Source organism: Thalassospira australica (assembly GCF_000763295.1).
In the GTDB taxonomy this organism is placed as follows: Bacteria; Pseudomonadota; Alphaproteobacteria; order Rhodospirillales; family Thalassospiraceae; genus Thalassospira; species Thalassospira australica.
In genome coordinates, this window is the sequence record NZ_JRJE01000031.1 from 25,724 (window position 1) to 39,286 (window position 13,563).

The following is a 13,563-nucleotide window of genomic DNA, read 5'->3' on the forward strand; positions in this document are numbered from 1 at the left end:
ATATTTCCGATTTCCTGACAGCATTGGCTGCTGGAGATACCCGTTTTATGGTGAGGCATTCAAATGATCATCCGCCCCATGACTGTGGACGACGCCGCGCGTGTTATTGATATTTATGGACGTGCCATGACCTCCGGCCATGCGACATTCCAAAGCGAACCGGGAACATGGGAAAGCTGGGATGCAGGGCATCTGGCGGAGTGTCGCTTGGTTGCGTGTGACGGGGATGGTCGGGTTGTCGGTTGGGCCGGATTATCCGGTGTCTCCAACCGTTGCGTCTATAGTGGAATTGCTGAAATATCGGTTTATGTCGACCCCGACTGTCAAGGTCAGGGGATTGGCAAAATGCTGCTTGCCGAATTGATCAAGACGAGTGAGGAAAGCGGCATCTGGTCGTTGGAAGCCGGTATCTTCCCCGAAAACGAGGCCAGTATTGCCCTGCATCATAGTCTTGGCTTTGAAACTGTTGGGCGAAAGCGCGGGCTTGGCCGCATGACATATGGGCCCTTGGCAGGACAATGGCGTGATGTGATGCTTTTACAGCGCCGTAGCACTGTTGTTGGTGTTGAGTAGCGTGGCAGATTCTTGCGTATTCGTTCCCATTTGAGCGGGTGGGTGCAAGGATTGCGCAGCAAATTCGTATTTATCCGTGCTTTACGTAAAAACACTTAGATGCGCTTTAAATTCGTCCTGCAATAAGGTAATTAACAGGTCCTGAGCACAGACAAGCCGCAGATAAAAATCATCAGCAGGAGAGCCCCACCGTGAACGAAATTAGCAAAATCGCCCCCGTCGCCATTTGGGAAAATTTCCAGAAACTTTGCGATACCCCACGTCCGTCGAACAAGGAGGAAGCTGTTCTTAAGCTTCTGGAGGAAATGGCGGATGACAAGGGCTTTGCGCATTTCCGCGATAGCGGCGAAAACCTTGTGATTACCGTTCCGGCAACGCCTGGTTTTGAGGATCGTAAAATGACGATCCTGCAGGCGCATGTCGATATGGTGACGCAGGCCAATTCCGGTTCGACCCACAATTTTGACACCGACCCCATCCGCATGGTTATGGACGGTGAATGGATCACGGCTGATAACACCACCCTTGGCGCCGATAACGGCATTGGCGCTGCTGCCATGATGGGTTTCATGACCGAAGAGGGGCTTGAGCATGGGCCGCTGGAGCTTCTGTTTACGGTTGATGAAGAACGCGGCCTGACGGGAGCAATGAACCTTGAGCCGGGACGCCTGCAGGGTGAAATCCTGCTGAACCTTGATACCGAAGATGAATACGAACTGTGCGTCGGGTGTGCAGGTGGTGGTGATCTTGTTGCGACCTTTAACTACAATCCGGAGGATGTCGGTGCCGGGCAGACTGCCCGCGAAATTGCACTGACCGGCCTTAAGGGTGGTCATTCGGGCATCGACATCATCCTTGGTCTTGGTAATGCCAACAAACTGATGGCACGCTTCCTGCGCACGGCCGTGCGCGATTTTGATGCGCGTATTGTCACGATCAATGCAGGTACGGCACGTAATGCCATTCCGCGAGAATCCTTTGCCACTGTGGTTCTGCCGGAAGGAAAGGTCGCAGGATTTGATGAGGCACTTGCAGCGTTTTCCAAAGACGTCAAAGGCGAAATCGGTGCGATTGAACCGAACTTTGCGATCAGCGCCAAAGCCATTGATGTTCCGGCAACAGCTATGAGCAGTAAGGATTCCAGGGATTTCAACAATGCATGTGTTGGTGCGCCAAACGGTGTCCAGGCCATGAGCACCTCGGTCGAAGGTGTTGTCGAAACATCCATCAACCTTGCAATTATCAAACTTGCTAACGGCAAGGCGGACGTTACGCTGTCGGCACGCAGTTCGATCAATTCTGCGCGAGATACCATCCGAGAAGCAGCAACCGCCGTGTTTGAAAATATCGGTGCATCGGTCGCGTGGGGGGATGCCTATCCTGGGTGGAAACCCGATGCCAACAGCGAAGTGGTTGAACTGATGAAGTCCGTTCACCGCGAGATATTTGGCAAGGAGCCGGAAATTCGCGTGATTCACGCCGGTCTTGAATGCGGCGTTCTGGGATCAAAATATCCGCATTGGGATATGGTGTCATTTGGCCCGACCATCAAACGTGCACATAGCCCGGATGAATGTGTTCATGTGCCAAGTGTTGCGCGTTTCTGGGATTATCTTCTGGCGGCGCTTAAGGCGATTCCGACCAAGGGTTAAATCCGGAAAGTTCAATCGTAAGACGTGATATGTGCGACTGACCGATTATTTTGGTCAGTCGCATTTGTTTTGGGCGCACCAGGCATCGCGGGCTTCTGCACCATTGCCGGGAACAAGTGCATCAAGGTTCACAAACCCGTTTTCACCTATGCTGGTTTCTATCTCGATCCAGAAGCCCTGACTGTCACCGGCGACATATACGGTTTCAAACCGTGTCAGGCGGCGAATGATGGTGTCATTGACACTCGGGCCGTCGCGCAGGTTCAAAAGTTCCCGGTCCACATAATAGGGATCGCGTTCCTCGCCGATCAAATCCTTGACCTGACGGGTGATTTCACTGCCCTGACGGGCAACAATATCGGGGATGTCGCGGGTGACAAAGCCCTGTCCGGGACCAAAGGCAACAAGGGCAGCAAAAATCAGGACGAAAAGCGGGCTTAGATGCATCAATGCATCCAGCATTCCCGCACGTTTCCATTCGTCGCGAACGCGCCGTGGTTGGGTGCCGTCGTCCAGTCGGCGCAGGTTCGCACGAATTTGTTCGGCAAGAGCGGATCGATTGGCGCCAACAAAATCAAGGGCCTGCATCAAGACCGCACGTGCGAGTGGTTTGTTGCCGGAGCGCTCAAAAGCATTCGCCTGATGAAACAGCATCCTTGAGTTGCCTTCAGGCGGGAAGGTGCCGCCGCGCATATTGCCAAGAATGGCTTTCCAGGCCGGAATGAAACTTTTCCAGCCCCAAAATCCCCGAAGCCAGGTTTTGAAACTGGCCCGAAGTGCCATCCTTTTGGCCCCTTTGGGCGCAAGATTGGCCGTGACGGTTTCAGTGCGGCATTTGTTCAAAAAGCCACGGACTATTTTGAATTCAACTTGTCGGGGTTGGGCGGAAACAACGCCGGTGACGGCGCATTGTATGAATCCTTGGGCATTGGGTTCGGTTTTTTTGTGATGATGACGGCGTGCACCCGGGGGGATGTTGCTTTTGCGCGCGTTGTTTTTTGCCTGTTGCTCGCGATAGGCCTGATTGGCGCGGGCAACTTTTTCCTCGGGGCTTTCCTTTGCCTTTTCCTGTTTGCGTCCAGATCCTGCGAAGCCCTGTTTGGTGCGGTTGGCATTTTGGGCCCCCGCCGCATTGTGGCCATAGCCCTTGGCGGTTGACCGGGCTGTGCCATCATTGTTGCGTGCTTTGTTGTTGGTCGCACCGCCACCAGCCTGTGGAGGTGGTTTGCGTTCACCGATCAGGATTTCATAGGCCTCGGTAATGTCCTTGAATTTGTCTTCCGAGTCCGGGTCCGTATTGCGATCAGGATGATGTTCAAATGCCAGTTTGCGGTAGGCGAGTTTGATCTCCTTTGCGCTTGCACCCGGCGCAATGTTCAGCATGCGATAATAAACGCCGAGGCGGTCGGTACTCATGAGTAAAGAAAATTCCTGTCAAGACATGCTTCCCGGCGCGGGAAACAGGCATATATCGGTTTTATCACTGGCAATTAACAAGGCAATCATATGATTGAAATCTTAACACGTTGTCACTTTTGACTAATTGCCATATTTTGCAAGGATCACTTGGCGCGAATTGCGAACAGACGGGTAGACGGATTGAAACTCAAATTTTGGCAACGTAAGTCCGATGCGGTCGATGAAATGTCCGAAGAGGACGACATGTCCGCTGGCGTGTCCGAAGAAGAGGCCCCGGAATTCCAAATGCCGCCCGGCCATCATCTGAGCCTGGGGACACGGTTGCGTGCCAAGTGGGAAGGGTATGACGACCCCGTCGAGTATTATCTGCTTCAGCTTGAAATCGATGCCTATGCCGATTGGCTGCGCAAAATGCGTCTTTGGTTGGCCCGTCCGGTGGAACCGGAACTTGGCGAACTTGATCTTGATGATGAGATCGGGCGATGGCCGCCCGAACGTATTCGCCTTTACGACAAGCTGTTTGATCACGGCATCATGATCCCGGGCGGACATGAGTATGCGCTTGAACTGGCCAAGCCGCTTGCGCTGGACGAAACGCTCAGTTGTCTTGAAATCGGTGCACGACTAGGGGGGGTAGCACGCGTTTTGGCTGACCGGCTGGGCGTTTGGGTTACGGCCTATGAAGCTGATGGGGAATTGGCACTTCTGGGGATGGAGCGGTCGGTACAGGCAGGTGCTCAAAAGAAAGTCCCTGTACAGACATTTGATCCCGCGCAGCCAGACCTTCGCAAGGGATATTTCAATGTCGTCTATTCGTTCGGGGAGCTGTTCAAAGTCCCTGGCAAAGAAGCCTTTCTTGAGGCGTTGGCAGGTACCTTGCGAGAACATGGGCAGATTTTGCTAACCGATTATGTTCTGACGCGCGATCTTGATGAAAATGAAATAGCGGCATGGTCCAAACTTGAAGACGAGGATCTTCATCCTTGGACGGCACAGGAATACAAAACGCATCTGGGGCAGCTTAAATTTGATATCCGCATTGCCAAAGATGAGTCGGAAACGCATCTGAAACATATCAAATTGTCTTGGATGACTCTGCTTTCGGACATTCAGAAGTCCGGTTTGGACCCCGATATCATGGATTATCTGGTTCCAGAGATGGAAATGTGGATGAATCGTGTGAAAATGCTTGAAAATGGATCGCTAGCCTTTTATCGGTTCTACGCAACAATCAACTGATTGCTCAAGTTTCAGACTGCTGCGGGCGAGGTGGAAGAGGTTTGTTCCAATTTCTGTCGCCGCAACCTGTTTTAGGTGTTGACAGGGGCATGTCGTACTTCTATTTTCCGGCTTCCTCGAAGGGGCCAAGTTTCTAAGGTTTAAGATTATGAAGATCCGGAACTCATTGAAATCCGCGAAGCTGCGGGAAAAAGGCTGCCGTATCGTGCGCCGCCGTGGCCGCGTATACGTGATCAATAAAAAGAACCCGCGTTTCAAGGCGCGCCAGGGTTAATTCCCGGTACCTTGTTCTCAAAGGTTTACAAAACGCCGCATTGGTTCACCCAATGCGGCGTTTTGCTTTAGAGCGCGACGCGCTCTATTAGGCCTGGTCTGCGGGTTTTGGCAGGTTAAGCTCCACGCCATCAATGGGAACGGTGTAAACCGATGACGGCGTGCTGCGGCCACGCAGCATGACTTCCTTGACCAGAATGGTTTCCTCGGGATTTGACATCTGTTCGCGGGTGGTTTCCCCGATGAGGATTTTGGTACCCAGTTCCTTGTTCATCGCCTCAAGGCGGGCGGCACTGTTAACAGCGTCACCATTCACCGTGAATGTGAGGCGATCTGGTGCGCCAACATTGCCAGCAACCAATTCGCCCGTGTTCACACCACAGCGGCACGTCAGAGACTGGCCAAGAAACGTCTGGCTATGTGCAAGTTGCTGAATCTCTATGGCGGACTTTACGGCAAGGTCCGCGTGGTTCGGCTGATCATCGACGGCGTTAAAGACAGCAAGAACAGCATCACCCTGAAATTGGGTGATGATGCCTTTGTTCGTTTCGATGATCGCGGTTGTCTTGGCGAAATAGGCATTCAAAACATCCACGACGTTTTGCGGGTCGGCGTTCTCGCACATGCTGGTGAAGCCCTGCAAATCAACAAACAGAATGCTGGCGATGCATTTGCGCGATGGAATGGCGCCTGTGTCATCAGTTGATTGCAAAAGTGTCTGGGCGATGGGCGTTGGCAGAAACTTGCCAAATAGACGCCCGATACGTTCGCGGTCCTTTATGGTTGCAACCATTTGATTGAACGAGTTTGATGCGTCATCGAATTCGCGGATCAGGTTGCCGGGAAGAGACGGCAGGTCATTGATGTCTTCGGTTCCGAGTTGGCGGTTGGCTCGCGATATTCGTTTTAGTGGCCGGGAGAAGAGAAGGGCAATGACAGCCGCTGCGATGATCGCGCTGATCAGAACAACTATTCCAATGACCCCAAGCTGATCCAATCGTTGAATTCCGTCGGCAAAGATCGACGGCGAAAAATGCATGCCCATGGTGATGGGGGTGCTTGCAAACTTGTCTGCTGGCTGCGTAATGATGAAATGATCCCGGTCGTCGACTTTAACGTGATGAATGACAATCGGCCGGTCGTCCGGGCTTTGCATTTCCCGGCCAAAATCAATTTCATTCCATAGGTCTAACTTGGCAAGAACAGGATCATTTATGTCGCTTGCGCTTGGCAGGGCGCTGAGTGCCTCTTCAAGGGTTTTGGCGACAAACGGGGGGCTGTCGTTACCTGTCCGGGTGTTTTGCCAGGCAATCAGCCCCGGGTGGGCGATAAGCCGGTCACCAATCATGATGAATCCTGTGCGGCCGTCGCCGGTATTGCGGGTGTCGAGTTCGTGCGAAAGTCCGGGCAAAGTCAGGTACTGCATCAGTAAGCCAAGATACTGGCCATTTTGATAAACCGGGGATGCTTCGCCGATCACAACCTGTTTGAGCTGATTATGCCAGAAGGGGAAAATGGCCTGACTAGTTGCGGGCCCTGCGAGCGGTAGCTGTTCCACCAGACGTGTTTCTATAAGGTCCGCAGGGCCTTTTATCAGCTTTTTTGTTTGTGGATTGTACCCCAAAAAGGTGCCTTCGGGCGATGCAAACCCAATTGCTGCGATATCACTTTCACCGGCGATATATGCTGTTGCATCGTTTTGCCAAAACCGTGCATCACGAAGATCAAGCTGGTTCTTTGCGACTTTCTCGATAATGTGGTTGTTGCGCTGTGCCAGTCTGTTCATGCGCGTGTCAACCGCGCGCTGGGCATCGGCAAGGTCGTCGCGGCTCATCGATATCCAAAGGTCGAGTGTGTTATCCTGGGCTGTTTTCAGGCCAAAATAAACAGCCACCCCAACACCCGACACGCTGGTTATGATCAAACCGGCGAGCAAAACGACAAAAATGGAAAAGCGCTGACTGCTTCTTTGCATCTAATGTCTTTCTAAAATCCAAGTATGCGTCAATTTGGCAGTGCATATCGAAACACCACCGTGTTGCAGCCTATTGGATGAAACTGTTCGTTGAAAGAATTTCGGTGTTTCTGTCTGTTTTGACTTTAGGTCCTGCCCCTAAGTTCTGGTGGAACCGTATAAAGTGCGGTCGATACGTGACGACCGCGCAAGAGTACTTCGCCTGCTTTCGTCGCTCTATCCGGGGTTGTCAACAGGTTACGTGTGCTTTCAGAAATCAGGATGTCGGTGCCAAGGACCTTGTTTTCCTGTTCCAGACGCGACGCCGTATTGACGGCATCCCCATGGACAGTAAAGGACAGGCGTGCCTTTGCCCCGACGTTCCCGGCAACCATTGAACCGGTGTTGACCCCGCAGCGAACTTTCAGGTCAAGTCCCTGGAATGTTCTGTTTTTGACTTGTTGTTGCAAGGCAATGGCACTGTCAAGTGCCGCGTCGGCATGATTGTCCAGGTCGTTGAACACGTTATAAACCGCAAGGATTGCGTCGCCCTGGAATTGTGTGATGATTCCGCCGCTGCTTTCAATAATGTGGGTTGCACAATCGAAATAGTCATTGAGCATTGCGATGATCTGTTCCGGATCAAGGGCCTCGCACATGGATGTGAAGCCGGCGATATCGACAAACAGTACCGTGGCCTCGGACTGTTGTGGTGGAAGGACTCCGGAATCATTTCCTGATGCCAGAAGCTTCTTGGCGATGGATTGCGGAACGAATTTACCAAACAGACTGGTGATACGTTCGCGGTCGTGAACCGCCATCATCATGTGATTAAATGACCGCGCAGCATCGTCATATTCCCTAATCAGGCTGCCTTCGAGCTGCGGGACATCAATCGATGCGATGTCTTCGTCCTCAAAGGCGCGTGCTGCGCTGGCAAACCGACGAATGGGTTTGGTGAACTGTCGGGACAGAATAACTGCAACGATGACCGACAGAACGAAAACCCCGCCACCCAGAATGGATGCCAGAACAAGTCGGTTCCATTCATCGTCAAAAAGCTCTTCGTCGAAATGCATGCCAATGATGACCGGCGAAATCGCGGCGTCCAGAACCTGACGTGTGACAATCAGGTGATATTGGTCGTCAAGGTCAAGGCCTGCCAGTTTGATGCCGCTGCTTTGGCGCTCGTCATTCGGATCAAGCTGTATGTTTTCGGATTTGCCAAGGTTGGCCAGTATGGGGTCGCCAATATCATGAATGGTCGGAAGTGGTATGGGGCTGCGCGCGATGTTTGCGCCGTTTACAAGCGCATTTGCCTTTGTTTCCCCCCAGTCACGTAAACGTGGATGGGCCATAACACGATTGCCACCGATCAGAATGAAGGGCGTGCCCGGAAGATCTTCGCGTCCGCGTATCAGGCTTTCCGACAGGCTGGAAAGCGACAGGTACTGGACAAAGGTTCCCAGATAGCGACCCTCATAAAACAGTGGCACCCAATTCGTCAGAACTGTGCGGTTAAAATGTGGGTCCCAACGCGGATAGGTGGTGTCATTTTTGATCGGCCCCCTAATATGGGCCAGTTCGGAAAACAGGATGTCATCAATGGGAAGGGTTCGGCGGATCGAGCTCATATCTTCCGGGTTGAAGCCAATAAACTGGCGTTCGTCAGTGACAAGGCCATAAGCCATGACATCCATATCTGCTGCTGCAAGAGCGCGCATTGCGTTCGTCCAGCCGTACTGAAAGCTAGGGTCCAGCGCGCCACTGGACACCTGCTCAGACACCCAGTCTGAACGCTGTTCGACCTCAAGCATGCGCTCGCTCATGGTGCGTTGCACCGATGTCAGGTCGATATCGGCCAGCATGACCCAAAGATTGCGGGTGTTTTCATAGGCGGTGCCAAGGCCGACATATAATGAAAGACCCACTCCAAAAGAGCTGGTCGCAATGAAGCCGGCAAGCAGGACAGAAAGAACAGAATATCTGCGTTTTGATGTCACTCGGGATTCTTCCAGAAAAAAAGAGGTTCCCCCCAACCTCGAGAACATCTTAGCGGCGATCGAACTTGGTTGAAAGGATGATTGAACTTGATGTTCGTTTTATGCCGGTCATTTCCCCGATACGGTCAAGAACGCCGTCAAGTTCCTCGGGCGTGTTGGCGGCAACTTCGGCAATCAGATCATATTCCCCCGAGACGGCCAAACAGCGAATGCAGTGCGGGATTTTTTGCAGGGCCCCGACAACACCGGCTGATTGCTTTTGTTCGAGCTGGATCATCACTTCGGCCACCAGAACCGGGCGGGCATCGTCACCCAATTGAACGGTGTAACCCTTGATGATGTGGGATTTCTCAAGTCTTTCCAAACGTTCCTGAACGGCGCTGCGAGACAGGCCCACATCGCGCGCAAGCGCGGCGGTCGGAATTCGGGCATTTTCAAGCAATCGCGCAATCAGGCAGCGATCAATTTCATCAAGCTGACGTTTCATCGGTTCTACCCATTAAAATGATGGGTTTTTATTTCCTTTTGACAGTATCGCCGGGTTGCAAGCGTGAGTCCAGCGGCGGACGATAAACAGGTAATATCAAAACACTATCAGGGCGGACAGGCGTTCACGGTTCACTGTGATCTTGTCTGACTAAATGGGAGCTACAAAAATGAAAAAGATCTTGGTGCTTGGTGCTGGGAAAATCGGTCGAATTGCTGCGGTAATGCTAAATGAAAGCGGCGACTATGCAGTGACCTTGGCCGATTCCAGTGGGGAAATGCTGGAGTTGTGCGCCCCGGATGACGCAGGGACCCTTGTTCGGGTTGATGTTTCCGATAAAGACGCATTGATGGATGTGGCCAAGGGGCATGATGCGATCATTTCGACCTGCCCATTTTTCCTTAATGTTGCGATTGCCCGTGTGGCACGTGCGGTCGGTGCATCCTATTTCGACGTTACCGAAGATGTTGAAACCACGCGCGCCATTCGCGAGATTTCCAAGGATGCCGATGGGGCGTTTGTGCCCCAATGCGGTTTGGCGCCGGGGTTCATCTCTGTTGCGGCACATGATCTGTTTAAACGGTTTGACCACGTAAATAAATTGCGTCTGCGCGTTGGTGCCTTGCCGCAAAACCCCACCAACCGTTTGAAATATAATCTGACCTGGTCGACCGATGGTTTGATCAACGAATATCTGAACCCGTGCGAAGCCATCCTGAATGGTAAACGTGTCGAGGTGTTGCCGCTTGAAGGTTATGAGCGTTTCACGATCGATGGAACGGAATATGAAGCATTCAATACATCCGGTGGTGTCGGTGCGTTGTGTGACATGCTTGAAGGCAAGGTGGATAACCTTGATTACAAAACAGTGCGTTATCCGGGACATCAGGAAATTCTGAAAATCCTGATTGAGGATCTCAAGCTTGGCGAACGCCCCGAAATGATGAAGGAAATTTTTGAAAACGCACTGCCTCTGACCAAGCAGGATGTTATCGTAATTTTTGCCGCTGCCGTTGGTACACGACGGGGCGAGCTGTGCGAAGAAAGCGTCATTCGCAAGGTACATGGCGCCAGTGTCGGTGGTCAGGACTGGTCTGCAATTCAGATTACGACATCGGCCGGGCTGTGCGCGGCGATGGATATGGTGATGACCGGTAAGCTGCCCACCAAAGGTTATGTCCGACAGGAAGAAATCCCGTTGGACGCGTTTCTGGCCAACCGGTTTGGGCGCTATTTCGGGCAGGAAACCTGACCCCGGAACGCTTGCACGGCAGTAATTGGCTGTCGCGACGAAGCAAAACCCCTTGGAGAAATCTGAGGGGTTTTCATTTTATTCAATTGGTTGTCGTTGATTTTTGGTGTTGTTTGTGAAGCTTGGGGGAGGTCGTGTTTTATAATTTAGATCATGTGCAAGATGAGTTGGTTTTTGCCAAAAAATTATGGCAAAGACGTGGTTTGTTAACGCTTGAACTTTATGGTCAGATCATAGGTTCCTCTTGGGTAATAGGTATTTCTTGTCTGATTTTGCTGACATCTACCGTTCTGCTTTGAACCTGTATGAGACAGGCCGTTACACGGAAGCAGAAGAATCCTGCCAGCGGATCATCCGTTCATTTCCGCAGGCGGCTGAAGCCATGCATCTGGCAGGCCTTGTCGCCATGCGTCATGGCAATCAGGGGCTGGCGGCAGAACGGATGGGCAGGGCAGCAATTGCTGATGCCAACAGTGCTGAAATTCAACACGATCACGCACAGGCACTAAAGGCGATTGGCAAATTACGCGACGCCATTGGTGCCTTCAAACGGGCCATTCGTTTGTGTCCGGACGCACCGGCACTTTATTGCAATATTGCCAACACCTATCGCCAGCTTGATGACCTTGAAAACGCGCATCAGAACTATAAACAGGCGCTGGAACTGGCCCCTGATATCGCCGAGATCCATGCCAATTTCGCAGCTTGCCAATATGCGATGGGGGATATTTCTGGTGCGGAAAAATCCTGTTTGACGGCTCTTAAGTTACAGGACGATATCGTCAATGCGCTGGTGTTGATTGGTCTTATTCGTCTTGACCAGGGACGCACCGTGTCCGCCAGCGAGCCGCTGCGTCGTGCCCTTTCAATCGAGCCGGGGAACCCACGGGCATTGACCGCCTATGGCGATGCGCTTTTCCGGCTTGGTCAGTTCGCCGGGGCGCAACACTGTTTGCGTCAGGTTCTGGCGCTTGATCCCGATGATGCCAAGGCACGCCGAACACTTGCGTTGCTTAATTTGCGGGTTGGGCAGGGCACAGAGGCCATCGGTGCGTTAGAACCGCTTGTGGCGGAAAATCCCGATGATCCGCAATTGCTTCTGATGATGGGTGAGGCGCTTAGTCTTGTTGGTCGTCACAGCGAAGCCGTTGAGCGATTTGGCGCAGCCATCGGGGCGGGTGGCGGTGATGACGCTGTTTTCCGCCTTGCTGTTGAATTGGCCGAAGAAGGTGACACAGGTTCCGCGCAATCGGTGCTGCAGAACGGTATCGATCGCAAGATTGCCTCGGGCGAAAATACCATCCTGTTCAGAACAGCGCGCAGGTTGCTGTTTGCACCGGTTCCGACAGATCTGGCAGCCCAGAACGATGAAGTCGTACGCGACCTTCTTGATGATACGCTTGATGACGATGCGTTGGAGCCTGATCTGGAATTTGTTGGTACCGAACCGATTGACCCGATTGTGCTAACGCGTTTCCCGCCGGTGTGGCGCGCGGCCTTGCGCCCGGAAGGCGACAAGCAGTTGCGCGCGGTCGGGCATTACTGGGAACGGCTGGTGTCGGGCTATGACGTGCCTGAAGTCAGTTCCGAACCATCACGCAATGGTGGCAAGATCCGGATCGGTATTGTGTCGGCCAATATGTGCGACAACGGCATTGGCCGATGGATTGTTGGCCTTGCTGAGGCGATTGATCGTGACCGGTTTGATATCACCGTCATCCGCCCGCCAACAGGCGAAGATGATATTACCGTGCGCATTGATCAACATGCCGATCTTGTCGTGCCTCTGCCGCTTGATCCATTGCATTCTGCGCGCGTGATTTCGGGCCTTGGCCTTGATGTGTTGCATTACATCGACCCGCAGGCGGATGCCTATACCATGTTGCTGGCAAGCTGGCGCTTGGCACCGCTTCAGGTTTCCGGTGGCGGGATCGCAGCAACCAGCGGACTTTCCAATATCGACTATCATTTCATTGCCGAAGATTGGGAAACCGCAGGCGGTGAAAAACGCTTTAGCGAGAAGCTCATCCGTCTTCCGGGGCTGTTTGTAAATGCAAGCCCGCCAGAAGCCGTAGAGATGTCGGCGACAGATTTGCAACGCCGCTGGCGACTGGCGCAGGATCGCAATACATATTTGTGTCCGCAGCCGCTGGATGTGCTGACCGCGGAATTTGATCCATTGATCGCCGAAATCCTGCGCCTGGATGAAACAGCGGAACTTCTGCTGATTGCACCGGAACGTGACAGTTGGGATGCTGCGTGGGGACGGCGGTTTGCCGTTAATCATGCTGATGTCGCAGGTCGGATGCGGTTTGTTAACGTGCGCAACCGCGCAGATTTGCTGTCGCTGCTATGTGCTGTGGATGTGGTGCTTGAAAGCCCGGCCTGGAATGATGCGATGTTGGCATTTGATTGCCTTGGGCTTGGTGTGCCGCTTGTGACGTTGCCGGGGAATGCCGCAAGATCGCGGCGCAGTCATACCTGTTATCGCCAGATTTCAGTCTTTGATTGTGTTGCGTATCATTCTGCCGATTTTGTCGATACAGCTCTTACTTTGGCAACAGACAAGCGCCGTCGATCTGTGGTGTCCCACGCGATTAAAAGCCGTTCACATATTCTGTTCGGACAGAAGTCATCCTTTGATGCCTATATGCAGTTTCTTGAAAACTGCATCTCCGTACCCGCAGACAAGGTGATGTGATCTTCTGCGA

General features: G+C 52.7%; 10 protein-coding genes. 6 read left to right on the plus strand and 4 right to left on the minus strand.

The genetic code is table 11. The features are described from left to right. The first annotated feature begins 63 nt into the window (after positions 1-63). Positions 64-573 carry a GNAT family N-acetyltransferase gene (locus JF44_RS0113280; protein ID WP_156111694.1) on the plus strand — a complete coding sequence of 170 codons (510 nt, stop codon included), beginning with the start codon at positions 64-66 and terminating at the stop codon, positions 571-573. Between the two features lie 191 nt (positions 574-764). Beyond that, positions 765-2,225 carry an aminoacyl-histidine dipeptidase gene (locus JF44_RS0113285; protein WP_033069490.1) on the plus strand — a complete coding sequence of 487 codons (1,461 nt, stop codon included), beginning with the start codon at positions 765-767 and terminating at the stop codon, positions 2,223-2,225. Positions 2,226-2,279: 54 nt separating this feature from the next. Here the strand turns inward: JF44_RS0113285 and JF44_RS0113290 are convergent, their stop codons facing one another. Beyond that, a complete protein-coding gene (locus JF44_RS0113290) occupies positions 2,280-3,641 on the minus strand; it encodes a DnaJ domain-containing protein (protein WP_033069491.1) in 1,362 nt (453 codons plus the stop codon). 183 nt (positions 3,642-3,824) lie between these two features. Here JF44_RS0113290 and JF44_RS0113295 point away from each other — a divergent pair, with 183 nt between their 5' ends. Together JF44_RS0113295 and ykgO are read left to right on the plus strand one after the other, a co-directional pair. Beyond that, the gene (locus JF44_RS0113295) at positions 3,825-4,883 is read left to right on the plus strand and encodes a methyltransferase domain-containing protein (protein ID WP_033069492.1); all 1,059 of its coding nucleotides are present in this window, start codon (positions 3,825-3,827) and stop codon (positions 4,881-4,883) included. Between the two features lie 148 nt (positions 4,884-5,031). Further along, positions 5,032-5,157, plus strand: coding sequence for a type B 50S ribosomal protein L36 (ykgO, locus tag JF44_RS0113300; RefSeq protein WP_007090004.1), 126 nt, complete (start codon positions 5,032-5,034; stop codon positions 5,155-5,157). Between the two features lie 87 nt (positions 5,158-5,244). Here the strand turns inward: ykgO and JF44_RS0113305 are convergent, their stop codons facing one another. The 3 genes from JF44_RS0113305 to JF44_RS0113315 form a co-directional block, all read right to left on the minus strand. After that, positions 5,245-7,131, minus strand: a complete 1,887-nt coding sequence (locus tag JF44_RS0113305; RefSeq protein WP_052065886.1) for an adenylate/guanylate cyclase domain-containing protein — start codon at positions 7,129-7,131, stop codon at positions 5,245-5,247. Between the two features lie 125 nt (positions 7,132-7,256). Continuing rightward, positions 7,257-9,041, minus strand: coding sequence for an adenylate/guanylate cyclase domain-containing protein (locus JF44_RS0113310; RefSeq protein ID WP_238318451.1), 1,785 nt, complete (start codon positions 9,039-9,041; stop codon positions 7,257-7,259). Between the two features lie 121 nt (positions 9,042-9,162). Beyond that, the gene (locus JF44_RS0113315; protein WP_033069493.1) at positions 9,163-9,600 is read right to left on the minus strand and encodes an Lrp/AsnC family transcriptional regulator; all 438 of its coding nucleotides are present in this window, start codon (positions 9,598-9,600) and stop codon (positions 9,163-9,165) included. Between the two features lie 169 nt (positions 9,601-9,769). On the opposite strand from JF44_RS0113315, the gene JF44_RS0113320 reads away from it, so the two are divergent. Continuing rightward, entirely contained in the window at positions 9,770-10,852 is a 1,083-nt protein-coding gene (locus tag JF44_RS0113320) for a saccharopine dehydrogenase family protein (protein ID WP_033069494.1), read from the plus strand. Positions 10,853-11,114: 262 nt separating this feature from the next. Continuing rightward, on the plus strand, positions 11,115-13,553 hold the full coding sequence (locus JF44_RS0113325; RefSeq protein WP_081944448.1) for a tetratricopeptide repeat protein: 2,439 nt from the start codon (positions 11,115-11,117) through the stop codon (positions 13,551-13,553). Positions 13,554-13,563 lie beyond the last annotated feature (10 nt).